Source organism: Starkeya sp. ORNL1 (genome assembly GCF_012971745.1).
In the GTDB taxonomy this organism is placed as follows: domain Bacteria; phylum Pseudomonadota; class Alphaproteobacteria; order Rhizobiales; family Xanthobacteraceae; genus Ancylobacter.
Genome location: NZ_CP048834.1, coordinates 1,192,737 through 1,209,880, shown reverse-complemented (window position 1 = coordinate 1,209,880; position 17,144 = coordinate 1,192,737). Strand labels below are relative to the sequence as shown.

Here is a 17,144-nt window from a genome sequence, read left to right as displayed (position 1 = left end):
CCATGGCTGCGCGCCAGATTCCGCTCGACCTGCCGCACCCGGAGAGCCGGGCGCGGGCGGATTTCCTTGCCGCGCCGTCGAACCGCGACGCTTTGGCACTGATCGACGCCTGGCCGGAGTGGCCGGCGCTCATCGTTGCGCTGATCGGGCCGGAAGGCTCCGGCAAGAGCCACCTCGCCAGCATCTTCGCCGCGCGCAGCGGAGCCGCCATCCTGCCCGCCGGCGCGCTCGATGCCGCGACGGTGCCCCGCGCGCTCGCGGAGGGCGCGCTGGTGCTGGAGGATATCGGCGACGATGCCTTTGACGAGGCGGCGCTGTTCCATCTGATGAACCTCGCCGGCGAGCAGCGCGCCAATGTGCTGATGACGGCGCGTCGCGCCCCGGCGGCGCTGGCGGCGGGGCTCGCCACCGCCGACCTCGCCTCGCGGCTGCGTGCAGTGCCGGCGGTCGAGATCGGCGCACCGGACGATGCGTTGCTCGCGGCGGTGGCGTTCAAGCTGTTCGCCGACCGGCAGATCACCCCGGAGGAGGGGCTGGTGCCCTTCATGCTGGCGCGCATGGAGCGCTCGCTGGCGGCGCTGCGCGATCTTGTCGCCGCGCTCGACCGTGAGGCGCTGGCGCGCAAGCGCCCGCTCAACAAATCGTTGGCCTCCGAACTGCTTCGCGCGCAACCGCCGTCCGGCAACGGCGAAACCGACGAGGATGGTTGATCAACCGACGTTCCCCCAGCGTCATCGAGCCGTCATGATGGACGGCGAAGGTCCGCCGTAAAAAGCGGCGCGGCGGCCGCCGAACAGCGTATAACGGGGCATGACCGTGGCGCAGAAACAGGAGCAGCCGGTGGCGGAAGCGATTCGTGAGCAGGTGGCTCCGGCTGAACCGGCATTCGACTGGATGACGAGCCCGGACCGCTTCATCAATCGTGAGTTGTCCTGGATCGAGTTCAATCGCCGCGTGCTGGAGGAGGCCTCCAACCTCGACCATCCGCTCCTGGAGCAGCTTCGCTTCCTCTCGATCTCGGCGAACAATCTCGACGAGTTCTTCATGGTGCGCGTCGCCGGCGTGAAGGAGCAGGTGCGCGAAGGCATCACCGCCAAGAGCCCGGACGGACTCTCGCCCTCCGCCCAGCTGACCGTCATCTCCGCCGAGGTGGCCAAGCTCGCCAGCGACCAGCAGGCGCGCTGGCGCGAATTGCGTATCGCCATCGCCAAGGTGGGTATCGTGCTGGTCGACGGCGCCGACGTGAAGAAGAGCGATCGCCAGCAGCTCGACGAGCATTTCCTCAATCACGTCTTCCCGGTGCTGACGCCGCTCGCCATCGATCCCGCGCACCCATTCCCCTTCATCCCCAATCTCGGCTTCTCGCTGGCGCTCCAGCTCTCGCGCATCAGCGACGGGCGCTCGATGAACGCGCTGATCCGCGTGCCGGCCAAGATCGACCGCTTCATCCGCCTGCCGGACGATGCCCAGGGCACGATGCGCTTCATCACCCTGGAACAGATGATCGGGCTTTATATCGGCCGCCTGTTCCCGGGCTATCAGGTGAGGGGGCAGGGCGGCTTCCGCGTCATCCGCGACAGCGATCTCGAAGTCGAGGAGGAGGCGGAGGACCTGGTCCGCCTGTTCGAGAGTGCGCTGAAGCGCCGGCGCCGTGGCTCGGTGATCCGCATGGAGGTCGACGCCTCGATGCCGGAGGAACTGCGCAACTTCGTCGCCCGCGAGATCGGCGTCGCCGGCGACGAGATCTTCCTGGTCGACGGCGTGCTGGCGCTGAACGAGTTCAGCCAGCTGGTCTCGCTGGAGCGGCCGGACCTGAAGTTCAAGCCGTATAATGCGCGCTTCCCCGAGCGCATCCGCGACCATGCCGGCGACTGCTTCGCGGCGATCCGCGAAAAGGACCTCGTCGTCCACCATCCCTATGAGAGCTTCGACGTTGTGGTGCAGTTCCTGCGCCAGGCGGCGCGCGACCCCAACGTCGTCGCCATCAAGCAGACGCTCTACCGCACCTCGTCCGACAGCCCGATCGTGAAGGCGCTCGCCGAGGCCGCCGAGGCCGGCAAGTCGGTCACCGCGCTGGTCGAGTTGAAGGCTCGCTTCGACGAGGAAGCCAACATCCGCTGGGCCCGCGACCTGGAGCGCGCCGGCGTGCAGGTGGTGTTCGGCTTCCTGGAGCTGAAGACCCACGCCAAGCTCTCGCTGGTGGTGCGCCGCGAGGGCGGCAGTCTGGCGAGCTACTGCCATGTCGGCACCGGCAACTACCACCCGATCACGGCGCGCATCTATACCGACCTCTCCTACTTCACCGCCGATCCGGTGATCGGCCGCGACGTGGCGCGCATCTTCAACTTCATCACCGGCTATGCCGAGCCGGCGGAGCTGGAGGCGATGTCGGTGTCGCCGCTGACGCTGAAGACGCGCATCCTCGACCACATCGAGGCCGAGATCGGCTTCGCCAAGGCCGGCAAGCCTGCCGCCATCTGGCTGAAGATGAACTCGCTGGTCGATCCGGTGATCATCGACGCGCTCTATGATGCGAGCCAGGCCGGCGTGCCGATCGACATCGTGGTGCGCGGCATCTGCTGCCTGCGTCCTGGTTTGCCGGGTCTGTCCGACAATATCCGCGCCAAATCGATCGTCGGGCGCTTCCTCGAGCATTCGCGCATCTATGCCTTCGGCAATGGCCACGGCCTGCCGAGCCCGAAATCGGCTGTGTATATCTCCTCCGCCGACCTGATGCCGCGCAACCTTGATCGCCGAGTTGAATCATTGTGCCCGATCGTCAATCCGACCGTGCACATGCAGATACTGGACCAGATCATGGTCGCCAACTTCGAAGATAACCAGCAAAGCTGGCGTCTATTGCCTGACGGAACCTCCGAACGCATAGTGCCGGGCCCGGGCGATGAGTCGTTCAACGCCCACCAGTATTTCATGACCAATCCGAGTCTATCTGGACGTGGCAAATCACTTAAAGAATCTTCTCCGCGCAGCCTCGTCCGCCGCCGCGAACGTTCGTGACGCGATGATCGAAGTCAGCCGCGAGGCGCCGGGCCGCCTCGTTGCGGGGGCCCCAGTCGCTGTCATCGACATCGGCTCCAACTCCGTGCGCCTTGTGGTCTATGAGCGCCTGTCGCGCTCGCCGACGCCTATCTTCAACGAGAAGGCGTCATGCGGGCTCGGGCGCGAGGTGGCGACCACCAGGCGCCTGAACGCCGAGGCGGTGGAGAAGGCGCTCAGCGTGCTGCGCCGCTTCCGCGCGCTGTGCGACCATATGGGCGTCGGCCGGCTCCAGGTGCTGGCCACCGCCGCCGCGCGCGACGCCACCAATGGTCCGGACTTTATCGCCCAATGCTCGGCGATCTGCCGCACCGAGGTCGAATTGCTGTCCGGCAAGCGCGAGGCCCAGCTCTCCGCGCTCGGCGTGGTCTCCGGCGTGCACCGCGCCAATGGCGTGGTGGGCGATCTCGGCGGCGGCTCGCTTGAGTTGGCCGACCTGCACGGCCACCGCATCGGCTCCGGCGCCACCTTCCAGCTCGGCGGTCTCGCTCTGCAGGACGCCTCCGGCCGCTCGCTGAAGAAGGCCGAGAAGATCGTCAAGGAAGCGCTGGCCGGCAGCAGCCATCTGGAGCACCTCCAGGGCCGGGCTTTCTATGCGGTGGGCGGCACCTGGCGCGCGCTTACCCGCCTGCACATGTGGCAGCGCGGCTATCCGCTGCATGTGATGCACGGCTATGTCATGCCGGCCAAGGAGGCGCTGGAATTCTGCCGCCTCATCCGCCGCGTGCCGACCGATACCCTCTCCAAGATCGAGATGGTCTCCGAGGTGCGGCGGCCGCTGCTGGCCTATGGCGCGCTGGTGCTGGAGCACATCATTCGACTCGGCAAGCCGGAGAGCATCCATGTCTCCGCGCTCGGCGTGCGCGAGGGCCTGCTCTATGAGGCGCTCTCCGACGAGGAGCAGCGCACCGATCCGCTGATCGCCGCCGCGACCGAGCTGAACTGGCTGCGCTCGCGCTCGCCGCGCCATGGCGAGGAACTGGCGGAGTGGACCGACAAGTTCATGGCCTCGACCGGCATCGACGAGAGCGTCGAGGAGAAGCGGCTGCGCCACGCCGCCTGCCTGCTCGCCGATATCGGCTGGCGCGCCCATCCCGACTATCGCGGCGAGCAGAGCCTGAACATCATTGCCCACGCCGCCTTCATCGGCGTCGACCATCCGGGCCGCGCCTTCCTCGCTCTGTCGATCTTCTACCGCCATGTCGGGCTGATCGACGACGAGCTCTCGCCGCGTATCCGCGAACTGGTGACGACCCGCCTGCTGGACCGCGCCCGCATCCTCGGCGCGGCAATGCGCGTCGCCTATCTGGTCTCGGCTTCGATGCCCGACACGCTGCCGTCCGCACCGCTCACCGTCGATCGCGGCAAGCTGGTGCTGCACCTCGAAGGCGAACTGGCCATGCTCGCCGGCGAGCGCATCGCCTCGCGCCTGAAGACGCTGGCCCGCCTGATCGGCCGCGACTCGGTGATCTCGACGGGATGAGGAGCGGCGCCCACGGACGCCGCCGCGGGCAGAGGCCTACTTCGTCGTATAGCCGCCATTGACCAGGATGGTCTGGCCGGTCATCCACCAGCCGTCCGAGACCAGGAAGCGGATATAGGGCACGATGTCCTCGATATCGGTGAGGCCGGTCTTGGAGAATTTCGACAGCGCCGCTGCGCCCTTGTGATAGGCGACCGCGTCGGCACCCTCGGCCGGATAGAAGAAGGGCGTGTCCATCGGGCCGGGCCCGATCGCCGTCACCGATATGCCGCGCTCGCCGAATTCCTTGGAGGCGGCGCGCGTGAAATGCTCGACCGGCGCCTTGGTGCCGGCATAGGCGGCATAGAACGGCGTGAAGGCGCCGAGCAGCGACGTCACCAGCGTGCAGATCTTGCCATTCTCATTGAGATGCCGGCCGGCCTCCTTGATGAAGAAGAAGGCGGACTTCGAGTTGACCGCGGTCATCTCGTCATACTCGGCCTCGGTGATCTCGACGAACGGCTTCTTCAGCACCTTGCCGACCGTGTTGATGGCGATGTCCGGCCTGCCGACCGCAGCAATGGCATCGGCGAACAGCGCCTCCACCGCGCCGGCCGTGCTCAGGTCGCCCTGGAAGGCGACGCCCTCGGCGCCGGTGGCCTTGATCGCCGCGACGGTGTCGTCCGCCGCAGCCTTGGTTGATGCGCTGTTGTAGTGGATCGCCACCGCCTTCGCGCCGTGCAGGGCGAGATCATAGGCGAGCAGCCCGCCGAGATTCTTCGCCCCGCCCGCGATGAGAACGGTCTTGCCCTTGATGCTGTGGTCGGTCATGGCCCTGGCCTTCTGTGCCGTCGAGCGGGCCACCTTGCGCAGCCGCTTTCCGCAGCGGACCATATCGTCTAGCCTGGCGCCATAAACTGCCCATTGCTGACATGACTTGTCAGTAATGGCGAACAATTGGCGCGGCGGAGGCCATGGATCGCATCGACCTGTTCCGCACCTTCGCGCGCGTGGTCGAATGCGCGAGCTTCACCCGCGCAGCCGATACGCTCGGGCTGCCGCGTTCGTCAGTCTCTGCGGCGATCCACGATCTGGAACTGCGCGTCGGCGCCCGCCTGCTCCACCGCACCACCCGCAAGGTCGCCCCGACGCAGGATGGCGCCGCATTCTACGAGCGCTGCCTGCAACTGGTCGCCGATGTCGAGGAGGCGGAAAACCTCTTCCGGCAGCAGGCGACAGGTCCGGCCGGCAAGTTGCGGATCGATGTTCCCGGACGGATCGGCCGCCTGATCATCGCGCCCGTCTTGCCGGAGTTCCTCGCGCTCTATCCCGAGATCGACATCGATTTCGGCCTCACCGACCGGATGGTCAATCTCGTCGAGGACAGTGTCGACTGCGTGCTGCGCGTCGGCCCCTTGAGCGATTCCGGCCTCATCGCCCGCAGCATCGGCGAACTGCAGCTCATCAATGTCGCGAGCCCGCATTATCTCGAACGCCATGGCGTGCCGCAAACCCCGGCCGATCTCGGCGCGCATCTCGCCGTGAACTACGCCTCGCCATCGAGCGGGCGTGTCGAGGACTGGGAATGGATGGAGAACGGCGCGTTGCGCAGCCTGCCGATGCGCGGCCGCGTCACCGTCAACAACGCCGAATCCTACATCGCCTGCTGCCTCGCGGGGCTCGGCCTGATCCAGATCCCGGCCTATGACGTGAAGTCCGATCTGGCGGCGGGCGAACTGGTCGAGGTGCTGCCGGACCATCGCGCCACGCCGATGCCGATGACGCTGCTCTACCCGCACCGCCAGCATCTCTCCCGCCGGCTCCAGGTCTTTGCCGATTGGCTGGAAGCGCTGCTGCGGCGGGAGTTGCTGACGTAAGGGCGGCTTACTCCCCCGGCCGTTCCAGTGCGATCACCCGGCCGCGCTGCATGGCGAGCGCGAGGCGCCCCGCCTTGAGCGCCAAGGCCCGTTCGCCGAACAATTCGCGGCGCCAGCCGCGCAGGGCGCCGACCTCGGCCTCGTCCTCGCTGGCGATCTGTTCGAGATCGTCCACCGTGGCGATGATCTTGGCGGCGACGCCGTGCTGCTCCGAGGTCATGCGCAGCAGCACCTTCAAGAGCTCCACCGTCGCCGAGGCGCCGTTGGAGAGCGGCCGCTCGCGTTCGATGCGCGGCAGCGTCTTGGGATCGCGCGCCAGCCCGGCCTTCACCGCTTCCAGAATCTGCTCGCCGGCGCGCGAGCGCTCGAACCCCTTGGGGATGGAGCGCAACTGCGCCAGCCGCTCCGGCGTCGTCGGCTGCTGCGTGGCGATCTCGCCGATCACTTCGTCCTTCAGGATGCGCGAGCGCGGCATGTCGCGGCCCTGCGCCTCGCGCTCGCGCCACGCCGCCACCTCGATCAGCACGCCGAGCTCCTTGGGCTTGCGGGCGCGCGAGCGCAGCCGCTCCCAGGCGTGCTCCGGCTCCTGCCGATAGGTCTCAGGCGAGGTCAGCACCGCCATCTCCTCGCTCACCCATTCGCTGCGGCCCCGCTTGGCGAGGTCGGCGTCGAGCTTCACGAAGACGTCGCGCAGATGGGTGACGTCGGCCTCGGCATAGGTGATCTGCGCGGTCGAGAGCGGGCGCCGCGACCAATCGGTGAAGCGCAGCGACTTGTCGAGCACATGGCCGGTCAGGCGCTGCACCAGCTGGTCGTAGGAGATGGAATCACCGTGGCCGAGCACCATGGCGGCGACCTGGGTGTCGAACACCGGGTGCGGCACGATGCCCGCGAGGTGCCACACGATCTCGATGTCCTGCCGCGCGGCATGGAACACCTTCAGCACCTGCTCATTCGCCATCAGCTCGAAGAACGGCGCGAGGTCGAGCCCCTCGGCGAGCGCATCGACCACCACCGCCTCGTCGAGGCTGGCGAGCTGGACGACGCAGAGCTTCGGCCAGAAGGTCGTTTCCCGCAGGAATTCGGTGTCGACCGTGATGAACGGATGGCGCGCGAGGCGTTCGCAGGCACCAGCGAGGTCGGATGTCGAACTGATCATGTCCATGCTCCCTGTTTCATAACGGAGCCGGAGCGGAATTGTCAGCCGGAAAGGTGAGGTTTTGTACGGAACAAGGCCGCTATGCGCCTGTTGCCCTACAGGAAGAGAGGAGAAATCTCATGCGCGAGACCACCAGGACCATCGAATCCGCCCGCGAGCAGGAGCGCCGCGCCTTGCGTTCGACCGGCGATGCCCGGGTGATTCCCGGCAGGCGCCAGCCGAAGCAGACGGTGCAGCCCTCGCTCGGCGACCCCGAGAACGCCCCGGGCCACCCCGCCGACCGACCGGATGCACCGCGCGATTAAGATTGCCGGCGCAAAGCGCTGAAGTCGGGGGTGCACCTGCGCCCGACTTCATTTATGTCTTTCCGCGAGGCTGAGGGTCGGCGAGGCCGGCCGGGCCTTGGGGGAATAGGACCATGAAGATGACGTTGGCGGCGCTCGCCGCCGTTGCATGCGTTGCCGGATCCGTGGCGGCAGCGCCGCGTGCCGAGGCCGCCGACCGCGTCGATGTCGGTGTGCTGGTGTGCCATGTCAAAGCCAGCATCGGCTGGATCGTAACCTCCAAGCAGGAGATGACCTGCACCTTCAGCTCCAGCCAGGGTGACCTGCCGCAGCGTTATGCCGGCTCCATCACCACGGTTGGCCTCGATCTCGGCGTCACCGGCGCGGGCATCATGACCTGGGGCGTGCTGGCGGTGACCGCGCAGGTCGCGCCCGGCGCGCTGGCCGGTACCTATGTCGGCGCCACCGGCGACATCGCACTCGGCGTCGGCGTTGCCGGCAATGCGCTGATCGGCGCCGACAAGGCGTTCGCGCTCAACCCGTTCTCGGTCGAGGGCAATGTCGGCGCCTCGCTGGCGCTGGGCGCCGCGGGCCTTACCCTGCGCTACGTGCCCTGATCGCTGCGTCCGTTTTGTCCGACGTTCCTTGACAAAACCGACACCTGCATGCACCCCTCCGCGCGCCCCGCGGAGGGGTTTTTCGTGTTGCCGGCCCAGGAAGAACGCACCATGCACCGTTATCGCTCGCACACCTGCGGAGCCCTTCGCGCCACGGATGTGGGGGAGAATGCGCGCATTTCTGGCTGGTGCCATCGCATCCGCGACCATGGCGGCGTGCTGTTCATCGACCTGCGCGACCATTACGGCCTGACCCAGGTGGTGGCCGATCCCGACAGCCCGGCCTTCAAGCTCGCCGAGACGCTGCGTTCGGAATGGGTGGTCCGCATCGATGGCCGCGTGCGCCTGCGCCCGGCCGGCACCGAGAACCCGGACCTGCCGACCGGGCAGGTCGAGCTCTATGCCACCGACATCGAAGTGCTCGGCCCGGCCGCCGAATTGCCGCTGCCGGTGTTCGGCGAGCAGGAATATCCGGAGGAGACGCGGCTGCGCTACCGCTTCCTCGATTTGCGCCGCGAGAAGCTGCACAAGAACATCATGACGCGCGGGGCGATCATCGACGCGATGCGCCTGCGCATGAAGGGCCAGGGCTTCTTCGAGTTCCAGACGCCGATCCTTACCGCATCGAGCCCGGAAGGCGCCCGCGACTTCCTGGTGCCGAGCCGCATCCATCCCGGCAAGTTCTACGCGCTGCCGCAGGCGCCCCAGCAATACAAGCAGCTGATCATGATGAGCGGCTTTGACCGCTACTTCCAGATCGCGCCCTGCTTCCGCGACGAGGATCCGCGCGCCGACCGCCTGCCGGGCGAGTTCTACCAACTCGACCTGGAAATGAGCTTCGTCGAGCAGGAAGACGTATTCGCCGCCGTCGAGCCGGTGATCCGTGGCGTGTTCGAGGAATTCGCCGAGGGCAAGCCGGTCACGCAGAACTGGCCGCGCATCCCCTACGCCGAGTCGATGCGCAAATACGGCACCGACAAGCCGGACCTGCGCAACCCGCTGGTGATGCAGGACGTCTCCGAGCATTTCCGCGGCTCCGGCTTCAAGGTGTTCGCGCGCATGCTGGAGAGCGAGGCCAACCAGGTGTGGGCCATCCCCGGCCCGACCGGCGGCAGCAGAGCCTTCTGCGACCGCATGAACTCCTGGGCGCAGGGCGAGGGCCAGCCCGGCCTCGGCTACATCATGTGGCGTGAAGGCGGGGAGGGCGCCGGCCCGATCGCCAACAATGTCGGCCCGGAGCGCGCTGCCGCGATCCGCGAACAGCTCGGCCTGAAGGAGGGCGATGCCGCCTTCTTCGTCGCCGGCGATCCCTTGAAGTTCGTGAAGTTTGCAGGCGCGGCGCGCACCAAGGTCGGCGAGGAATTGAAGCTGGTCGATTTCGACCGCTTCGAGCTGGCCTGGATCGTCGACTTCCCGATGTATGAGTGGAACGAGGACGACAAGAAGGTCGACTTCTCGCACAACCCCTTCTCCATGCCGCAGGGCGGGCTGGAGGCGCTGAACGGCCAGGATCCGCTGACCATCAAGGCGTTCCAGTACGACATCGCCTGCAACGGCTATGAGATCGCCTCCGGCGGCATCCGCAACCATCGCCCTGAGGCGATGGTGAAGGCGTTCGAGATCGCCGGCTATGGCGAGAAGGAAGTGGTAGACCGCTTCGGCGGCATGTACCGCGCCTTCCAGTACGGCGCGCCGCCCCATGGCGGCATGGCCGCCGGCGTCGACCGCATCGTCATGCTGCTGTGCGGCACCACGAACCTGCGGGAGATCTCGATCTTCCCGATGAACCAGCAGGCGCTGGACTTGCTGATGGGCGCGCCGAACGAGGCCAGCCCGAAGCAGCTGCGCGAGCTGCACATCCGGACGAACCTGCCGGAGAAGTGAGACGCGCGCTCTGCGTGGGCATCCTTCGAGGCCGGCCGTTGGCCGGCACCTCAGGATGACGTCGCATTTATAACCAGGTCATCCCTAGCAGTTGGCCCATGGCCAACTGCGGGGGTGCGAGCGCAGAGAGCCTCGAAGGAGGCTGAAGCAGCGCACCCTCACCGCGACGCCGTCGCCTCGATGTTCACCAGGTCGAGCAGGCTCATCGGGTCGTCGTTGGCGGCCTTCACCACGGTGATCAGCGGCAGGCTGGCCTTCGGCGTGATCTTCAGCACCAGCTTGCCCTTCGGCGCCGAGAGGAAGTCGATGATCGCCTTCGCCGCGCCCCCCAGTTCCGGCCGGTCGGAGGTGAGCTGCTGGGCGAAGATCTGGGCGATGCCCACCGTCATCTGCTGCACCGCCTCCGGCGTCGCGCCCTGGTCTTCGGCAACCTGCTTCAGCTTCATCTCATAGATGCCGGCATCGGTGAGGGCGACGTCGATGGAGCCGAGATTGGAGGCCAGCGTGCCCTTGAGCGCCTCGGCCTCGTCGGCGGAGAAGAAGCTCGCCTTGTCGATGCCGGTAAGCGTCACCTTGGCCGAGGCGGAGAAGGCGTTGCCGATCTCGACGAACAGCGGCGCGGCGGTGACGGTCTTGTCCGCCTCGTTCCAGTTCAGCCCGCCGTCGAAGGCGAGGCTGGCGCGGTTCATGCCGCTCGCCACCAGCAGCGAGAACGGCTCCTCATTGGCAAGCTGGGCGATGGGGCCGGAGATGCGCAGGCTCGTCGCCATCTTAGATGGCACCGGTCCGATGAAGCCGCCCCAGGAGAACTGGAAGGTGCCGAGCTTCACCACATCGTCCGGGGTGGGGCCGATCGGCGCCTCCACGCCTTCGATCTCGACGCCGTCGAGCGCGCGCAGCGCGGCAAGATGGTGCTGCGCCGTGTTCAGCTCGGCCGGGTTGATGACCGCATCGGCGCCGAGCTGCATCAGCTCGCCGGGCCGCAACCCGTTGAGCACGAAGCGGTCGATCTTCACCGCCTTGCCGGACGGGTCGCTCCCGCTGAAACCCTCCAGCGCCACCGTGCCGACGCGTCCATCCTTCATCTCGCCAATGAGCAGCGTCTTCAGCGTGAAGTCGGTCACATCCGGCTGCTGCATCGTCAATTCATCGAGCGTCATGCCGCCGAGCTCGATCGCGCCATAGAGCCCGGCCATGGCAGCCAGCATGCCGGCGATCTCGGCGGGGGGCGCGGTCTCGTCTTTGGCCTGCAATTCCTGCATGCGGCGGCTGAAGGCCATGAGTTGGTCGACCGGCAGCGCCGACGGCTTCACCGCCACCTTGCCTAGCGTGACCTTCTTCCATTGCTGCGCGATGCCGTTGTCGAAGCTGATCTTGTAGCCGTCGGCCTCGATGCTCTCATAGAGTGTGCGGAAGGTGGTGGCCGCGGCGCGGCGCTCGGGATCGACCAGCGCGATCATGGCGCCGATGTCCATCGCCTTGGCGGTCATGGCGCTGATTTCGCCCTTCGCCGAGGTGCCCGGCAGCTTGCCGGCGCTGTCGATGGCGAAGGTCGCGGCCGCGATCTGCATGGTCGCGATCTTGCCGCCGGCAATGTCGGACAGACGCGTCGGCCCGTAATTGAAACTGCTCGAGGTAACGCCATCGCCGGTCCCGGCATTGGTGGTGATGGTGAAGCCCGGCGCGCTCACCGAACTGGCGGAGGCCGATTCGAGGAAGCTCAGCAGCAATTGCCACGGCTCGGAGCTGGAGGCGGCGACGTTCTCCGGGCCTTCATAATTCTCGATGGTGATGAGCGGGATGCGGTAGCCGGTCTTGATGCCGGCATAGAACGGGCTCGGCCCGTCAAAGGCGATGTCGGCGATCTCGATCTTCGCCGCCTTCACCCTCCCGTCGACCGGCGGCGAAAAGCCGCTGGCGGTCACCCGGCCGATGCTCGTCGCGCCGCCGCCATCGGGCGTCGCCAGATTGATGGCGGCAATGTCGAGACGGCGGGCGAACAGGTCGAACCCCACCGTGCCGTGGTTCGCCTTCAGCCCACCCGCTTCGAGATTGCCGAACAGCGTCGTGACCTGGCGCTCTGCTTCGTTCTGCGCGTAGGCGTTGACGCCGAAATAGCCGGCAAGGGCAGCGACGACGAGCACGAGGACGGCAATGGCGATTCTACGCATGGATCTCGACCTGAGAGGCGCGGGGGAAGCGGAAGCGGGCTGCAACTTCGGCGATGCACGCCGAACCCAAGATGAACGCGACGTGCGACGCCGCGAGTATAACGTGCGAAATCACGGCCCCGCCATGCGCGGAAAGGCGTTGTGCCGCACCTCAAATTCCATATTCTGCGCCGCCTGATCGGGGGAAGGGAAACGCCAATGGCTTCTTATATATCGGACGACCTGCGCTCGGGCGCGATGATCTATCATCGCCTGCCGCGCCCCGGTAAGCTTGAAATCCAGCCCACCAAGCCGCTCGCCAACCAGCGCGACCTCGCGCTCGCCTATACGCCCGGCGTCGCCGCGGTGTGCGAGGCCATCGCTGCCGAGCCCGCCCTGGCCGCCGAACTGACCAGCCGGCAGAACCTCGTCGCCGTCGTCTCGAACGGCACCGCGGTGCTCGGTCTCGGCAATATCGGACCGCTCGCCTCCAAACCGGTGATGGAAGGCAAGGCCGTCCTGTTCAAGAAATTCGCCGGCATCGACGTGTTCGACATCGAGATCGACGCCCACGAGCCGGACCATGTGGTGAGCGTCGTTGCCGCGCTGGAGCCGACCTTCGGCGGCATCAATCTCGAGGACTTCAAGGCACCCGAGTGCTTCGAGATCGAGACCCGCCTGCGCGAGAAGATGAACATCCCGGTGTTCCATGACGACCAGCACGGCACCGCGATCATCGTCGTCGCCGCCGTGGTCAACGCGCTGCATCTCGGCGGCAAGAAGCTGGAGGAGGTGAAGATCGTCACCTCCGGTGCCGGCGCCGCCGCCATCGCCACGCTGAACCTGCTCGTCTCCATGGGCGCGAAGCGCGAGAACATCTGGGTCACCGACATCGAGGGCGTGGTCTATGAAGGCCGCGCCGCCCTGATGGACCCCTACAAGGGCGCCTTCGCCCAGAACACCGCGTGCCGCACCCTCGCCGAAGTGATCGTCGGCGCCGACATCTTCATCGGCCTGTCCGCCGGCGGCGTGCTGAAGCCGGAAATGCTGAAGACCATGGGCGATCGTCCGCTCATCATGGCGCTCGCCAATCCGACGCCGGAAATCATGCCGGACCTCGCCCGCGACGCCCGGCCGGACGCCATGATCTGCACCGGCCGCTCCGACTTCCCGAATCAGGTCAACAACGTCCTGTGCTTCCCCTTCATCTTCCGCGGTGCGCTCGATGCCGGCGCCACCACCATCAATGAGGAGATGAAGGCGGCGGCGGTGAACGCCATCGCCGAGCTTGCCCGCGAGACGCCGTCCGACGTGGTGGCCCGCGCCTATGGCGGCGAGACCCCGGTGTTCGGCCCGAACTCGCTGATTCCCTCGCCGTTCGATCCGCGCCTGATCCTGCGCATCGCCCCTGCGGTGGCCCGCGCGGCGATGGACAGCGGCGTTGCCCAGCGGCCGATCGCCGACTTCGACACCTATCAGGAAACCCTCGACCGCTTCGTGTTCCGCTCCGGCCTCGTGATGAAGCCGCTGTTCGGCCTCGCCAAGCAGGCGCCGAAGCGGGTCATCTATGCCGAAGGCGAGGATGAGCGGATCCTGCGTGCCGCGCAGGTGGTGATCGAGGAGGGCATCGCCCGCCCGATCCTGATCGGCCGTCCGGCGGTGATCGACACCCGCCTGGAGCGCTTCGGCCTGTCCATGAAGCCGGGCCGCGATTTCGACCTGATCAACCCGGACGATGATCCGCGCTATCGCGACTATGTGCACACTTACGTCGAGTGCGCCGGCCGTCGCGGCGTGACGCCGGAACTGGCCCGCACGCTGGTGCGCACCACGCCCACCGTGATCGCGGCGCTCGCCGTGGTGCGAGGCGACGCCGACACCATGCTGTGCGGCGTCGAGGGACGCTTCATCCGCCATCTGCGCCACATCCGCACCATCATCGGCCTCGCGCCCGGCGTGCGCGACGTGGCGGCACTGTCGCTGCTGCTGACGCAGAAGGGCGCCTTCTTCCTCTGCGATACCCAGGTGACGACCGACCCGACCGCCGACGACCTGGTGGAGATGTCGATCCTCGCCGCCGCACATGTGCGCCGCTTCGGCATCGAGCCGCGCATCGCCATGCTCTCGCACTCCGATTTCGGCAGCCGCGATGACGAGAGCGCCAAGAAGATGCGCCATGCGGTGGAACTGCTTACCGAGCGTGCCCCGCATCTGATGGTCGATGGCGAGATGGAAGGCGACAGCGCCATCATCCCGGAGATGCGCGAGCGGGTGCTTCCCGGCGGGCGGCTGCATGGCGTCGCCAACATACTGGTCATGCCGAACCTCGACGCCGCCAATATCGCCTATCAGATGGTGAAGGTGTTCGGCGATTCGCTCCCGGTCGGGCCGATTCTGCTCGGCACGGCATGTCCCGCGCACATCCTCACCCCGTCGGTCACCGCGCGCGGCGTGGTCAACATGACGGCGCTGGCGGTCGTGGAAGCACAGCATTGCCTGAGCGCCGGCACACAAAAGTGAAGGTCCGGGCCGAGACCGTCGGCCACTGATGGAGACGTCGCTATGTTTCGCACTTCCCTTCTTGCGGCCGTGATCGCCGTTGGCGCTCTGCTCGCTGCGCCGGCCTCGGCGCAGAACAACACCACGCGTGGCGCCGTGATCGGCGGCGCCACCGGTGCCGTCATTGGCGGGGTGGCGACCGGCCGGGCCGGCGGTGCCGTCGCCGGCGCGGTGATCGGCGGCGTGGCCGGCGGCGCCATCGGCGCCAGCCAGGATCGCCGGAACCGGCGCTCCTATCATTTCTGGCGCGGCGGGCGCTGCTATTTCCGCGCCTCGAACGGGCGTATCACCCGCGTCAGCAATAATCGCTGCCGTTAAGGCAGGGGCGGGCGCTCCGTTCATCTGGCGTTCGGATTCGGCCGTGTAGTTAATGACTTACGCGGTGCAAGCGGGCGTAGCGCAGGCAATCATCGCCTGCCGCCCCAAGCCGTATGCAATCAGCGGTCGGAGACCCATCAATGTTCGCTCGTCTTTCTCTTGCGGCGCTGCTCGTCGCCGGTGCCGTCGCCAGCTCCAACACTGCGGCGTCCGCCAATGACACCGCGGCCGGCGCGCTGATCGGCGGCGCCACCGGCGCCATCATCGGCGGTGCCGTCACCGGTCGCGCCGGCGGCGCGGTGGCAGGCGCGGTGATCGGCGGCGTGACCGGTGCCGCCATCGGCAATCAAAGCGACCGTCGCCGCGGCCGCAACTCCTATTACTACTGGTCCGGTGGGCGCTGCATGTACCACTACCCGAACGGCCGGGTCGTGCGCGTCGACCGCGGCAACTGCTATTGATCCTGGTCGCGCGGCCGGCATCGAGCTGCCGGCCGGGACCTTGCAGCCGCGAAGGGCGCCGGTCCTGGGCCGGCGCTTTTTCGTCTCCGCTGCCCCTCTGCGCCGCAGCGCAGCAACGATGGGGCGCGTTGGTGGCAGTCTTTGCGGCATACACGCCGCGTAAAAGCCACATTTTTGACGAATCTGAGCGCAGCTCGAATTTGGCCGAATGACTGTGCCGTTGCGTCTGCGATGTCCGCGACCTGCGATCAGCCGCTTCCCCAAAACTCGACTGAACCAGACAGGCGCCATCGTGTTAGCTTGTCTGTCGTGAAAACCTAGGTTCTTCGAAGGTACGTCTATGGCTGATACCGGCACCGTGAAGTGGTTCAACGAGCAGAAGGGTTACGGCTTCATCCAGCCGGACAGCGGCGGCAAGGACGTCTTCGTCCATATCAGTGCGGTTCAGCGTTCTGGCCTGCAGGGCCTGCGCGACGGCGAGAAGATCTCGTTCGAGCTGCAGACCGACCAGCGTTCCGGCAAGACGTCAGCCGTCAACCTGCGCACGATCTGAGGTCGCCTGGCTCGTTCGCGCACACATCTCGTGCGTTCGCGCCTTCGACGCTTATGGTATAAAATAACCGCCATTCCGCTCGCGGAATGGCGGTTTTGCTGCATTGTGCCGGTGCCAGCGCTTGCAAAGGGCATTATTCCGGCTAGTCTCTCCAGCAGACTTTGGCCGGACGACTGGGCCGTTCCACCTGCTAATCGCCGGGGCACGTTCAGCACTTCTTCCAAAATCGCACGTCTTCCAAGATCGACTGAGCGGCGGGGGTCGCGCGCGGCACCCACCTGAATGTGCAATCAATATCCTGAAAGAGACCGAGGCTATGTCTACCGAAACCGGTACCGTGAAGTGGTTCAATGACCAGAAGGGCTATGGATTCATCCAGCCCGACAACGGTGGCAAGGACGTGTTCGTGCATATCAGCGCCGTGCAGCGCTCCGGCCTGCAGGGCCTGCGCGATGGTGAGAAGATCTCGTTCGAGCTGCAGACCGACCAGCGCTCCGGCAAGACCGCCGCTGTCAATCTGCGCGTTTCCTGATCTTCCGGCGGCAACAACTTAGCCGCCTGCGTATCGAGAAGCCGCCGCTCCCGCCGGGGCGGCGGCTTTTCTTTGGCCGTTGCGAGGCGAGGGGGCGCGATGGCCACAATAGACAACCTTATCCTGAGAGCCTGACTCAAACAGACGACCTCATCCTGAGGTGCCGCCGCAGGCGGCCTCGAAGGATGCTGAAACCGAGCGCCGGCGACCGGCAACGAGCATCCTTCGAGG

Annotated in this window: 15 protein-coding genes; 12 read left to right on the top strand and 3 right to left on the bottom strand. The window is 66.7% G+C overall.

Going from position 1 to position 17,144, the window contains the following annotated elements:
• Positions 1-2: 2 nt before the first annotated feature.
• From G3545_RS05880 to ppx, 3 genes are all read left to right on the top strand, one after another.
• Positions 3-710 (top strand): chromosomal replication initiator DnaA, encoded by a 708-nt coding sequence (locus G3545_RS05880; RefSeq protein WP_170010718.1) that lies wholly within the window; start codon positions 3-5, stop codon positions 708-710.
• A 142-nt stretch (positions 711-852) separates the two neighbouring features.
• Positions 853-3,018 carry an RNA degradosome polyphosphate kinase gene (locus G3545_RS05875; RefSeq protein ID WP_246702866.1) on the top strand — a complete coding sequence of 722 codons (2,166 nt, stop codon included), beginning with the start codon at positions 853-855 and terminating at the stop codon, positions 3,016-3,018.
• 4 nt (positions 3,019-3,022) lie between these two features.
• A complete protein-coding gene (ppx, locus tag G3545_RS05870) occupies positions 3,023-4,540 on the top strand; it encodes an exopolyphosphatase (protein WP_170010714.1) in 1,518 nt (505 codons plus the stop codon).
• A 36-nt stretch (positions 4,541-4,576) separates the two neighbouring features.
• Here ppx and G3545_RS05865 read toward each other — a convergent pair whose 3' ends face one another.
• On the bottom strand, positions 4,577-5,350 hold the full coding sequence (locus tag G3545_RS05865; protein WP_170017930.1) for an SDR family oxidoreductase: 774 nt from the start codon (positions 5,348-5,350) through the stop codon (positions 4,577-4,579).
• A gap of 143 nt (positions 5,351-5,493) precedes the next feature.
• Here G3545_RS05865 and G3545_RS05860 point away from each other — a divergent pair, with 143 nt between their 5' ends.
• On the top strand, positions 5,494-6,396 hold the full coding sequence (locus G3545_RS05860) for a LysR family transcriptional regulator (protein ID WP_170010712.1): 903 nt from the start codon (positions 5,494-5,496) through the stop codon (positions 6,394-6,396).
• A 7-nt stretch (positions 6,397-6,403) separates the two neighbouring features.
• On the opposite strand, the gene rnd is transcribed toward G3545_RS05860, so the two are convergent.
• Positions 6,404-7,561, bottom strand: coding sequence for a ribonuclease D (rnd, locus tag G3545_RS05855; protein ID WP_170010710.1), 1,158 nt, complete (start codon positions 7,559-7,561; stop codon positions 6,404-6,406).
• Positions 7,562-7,674: 113 nt separating this feature from the next.
• Here rnd and G3545_RS05850 point away from each other — a divergent pair, with 113 nt between their 5' ends.
• The 3 genes from G3545_RS05850 (at position 7,675) to aspS (ending at position 10,340) form a co-directional block, all read left to right on the top strand.
• Entirely contained in the window at positions 7,675-7,860 is a 186-nt protein-coding gene (locus tag G3545_RS05850) for a hypothetical protein (RefSeq protein ID WP_170010708.1), read from the top strand.
• 113 nt (positions 7,861-7,973) lie between these two features.
• Positions 7,974-8,456, top strand: coding sequence for a DUF992 domain-containing protein (locus G3545_RS05845; protein ID WP_170010706.1), 483 nt, complete (start codon positions 7,974-7,976; stop codon positions 8,454-8,456).
• Positions 8,457-8,567: 111 nt separating this feature from the next.
• A complete protein-coding gene (aspS, locus tag G3545_RS05840) occupies positions 8,568-10,340 on the top strand; it encodes an aspartate--tRNA ligase (protein WP_170010704.1) in 1,773 nt (590 codons plus the stop codon).
• Between the two features lie 158 nt (positions 10,341-10,498).
• Here aspS and G3545_RS05835 read toward each other — a convergent pair whose 3' ends face one another.
• Positions 10,499-12,511 (bottom strand): hypothetical protein, encoded by a 2,013-nt coding sequence (locus G3545_RS05835; RefSeq protein ID WP_170010702.1) that lies wholly within the window; start codon positions 12,509-12,511, stop codon positions 10,499-10,501.
• Between the two features lie 198 nt (positions 12,512-12,709).
• On the opposite strand from G3545_RS05835, the gene G3545_RS05830 reads away from it, so the two are divergent.
• The 5 genes from G3545_RS05830 to G3545_RS05810 all read left to right on the top strand — a co-directional run bounded on the left by G3545_RS05830 (position 12,710) and on the right by G3545_RS05810 (position 16,913).
• Entirely contained in the window at positions 12,710-15,010 is a 2,301-nt protein-coding gene (locus G3545_RS05830; protein ID WP_170010700.1) for an NADP-dependent malic enzyme, read from the top strand.
• Between the two features lie 42 nt (positions 15,011-15,052).
• Positions 15,053-15,367, top strand: a complete 315-nt coding sequence (locus G3545_RS05825; RefSeq protein ID WP_170010698.1) for a glycine zipper domain-containing protein — start codon at positions 15,053-15,055, stop codon at positions 15,365-15,367.
• A gap of 140 nt (positions 15,368-15,507) precedes the next feature.
• The gene (locus G3545_RS05820) at positions 15,508-15,828 is read left to right on the top strand and encodes a glycine zipper domain-containing protein (protein ID WP_206151382.1); all 321 of its coding nucleotides are present in this window, start codon (positions 15,508-15,510) and stop codon (positions 15,826-15,828) included.
• Positions 15,829-16,168: 340 nt separating this feature from the next.
• Entirely contained in the window at positions 16,169-16,381 is a 213-nt protein-coding gene (locus G3545_RS05815) for a cold-shock protein (protein ID WP_170010694.1), read from the top strand.
• 316 nt (positions 16,382-16,697) lie between these two features.
• Positions 16,698-16,913: a cold-shock protein gene (locus tag G3545_RS05810; protein ID WP_170010692.1), complete on the top strand. Its 216-nt coding sequence runs from the start codon at positions 16,698-16,700 to the stop codon at positions 16,911-16,913.
• Positions 16,914-17,144: the final 231 nt, after the last annotated feature.

Bases quoted from the DNA above. Each gene is read 5' to 3' on its own strand.
- G3545_RS05880 (WP_170010718.1), top strand. From the start codon at position 3: ATGGCTGCGCGCCAGATTCCGCTCGACCTGCCGCACCCGGAGAGCCGG.
- ppx (WP_170010714.1), top strand. From the start codon at position 3,023: ATGATCGAAGTCAGCCGCGAGGCGCCGGGCCGCCTCGTTGCGGGGGCC.
- G3545_RS05865 (WP_170017930.1), bottom strand. From the start codon at position 5,350: ATGACCGACCACAGCATCAAGGGCAAGACCGTTCTCATCGCGGGCGGG.
- G3545_RS05860 (WP_170010712.1), top strand. From the start codon at position 5,494: ATGGATCGCATCGACCTGTTCCGCACCTTCGCGCGCGTGGTCGAATGC.
- rnd (WP_170010710.1), bottom strand. From the start codon at position 7,561: ATGGACATGATCAGTTCGACATCCGACCTCGCTGGTGCCTGCGAACGC.
- G3545_RS05850 (WP_170010708.1), top strand. From the start codon at position 7,675: ATGCGCGAGACCACCAGGACCATCGAATCCGCCCGCGAGCAGGAGCGC.
- G3545_RS05845 (WP_170010706.1), top strand. From the start codon at position 7,974: ATGAAGATGACGTTGGCGGCGCTCGCCGCCGTTGCATGCGTTGCCGGA.
- aspS (WP_170010704.1), top strand. From the start codon at position 8,568: ATGCACCGTTATCGCTCGCACACCTGCGGAGCCCTTCGCGCCACGGAT.
- G3545_RS05835 (WP_170010702.1), bottom strand. From the start codon at position 12,511: ATGCGTAGAATCGCCATTGCCGTCCTCGTGCTCGTCGTCGCTGCCCTT.
- G3545_RS05830 (WP_170010700.1), top strand. From the start codon at position 12,710: ATGGCTTCTTATATATCGGACGACCTGCGCTCGGGCGCGATGATCTAT.
- G3545_RS05825 (WP_170010698.1), top strand. From the start codon at position 15,053: ATGTTTCGCACTTCCCTTCTTGCGGCCGTGATCGCCGTTGGCGCTCTG.
- G3545_RS05820 (WP_206151382.1), top strand. From the start codon at position 15,508: ATGTTCGCTCGTCTTTCTCTTGCGGCGCTGCTCGTCGCCGGTGCCGTC.
- G3545_RS05815 (WP_170010694.1), top strand. From the start codon at position 16,169: ATGGCTGATACCGGCACCGTGAAGTGGTTCAACGAGCAGAAGGGTTAC.
- G3545_RS05810 (WP_170010692.1), top strand. From the start codon at position 16,698: ATGTCTACCGAAACCGGTACCGTGAAGTGGTTCAATGACCAGAAGGGC.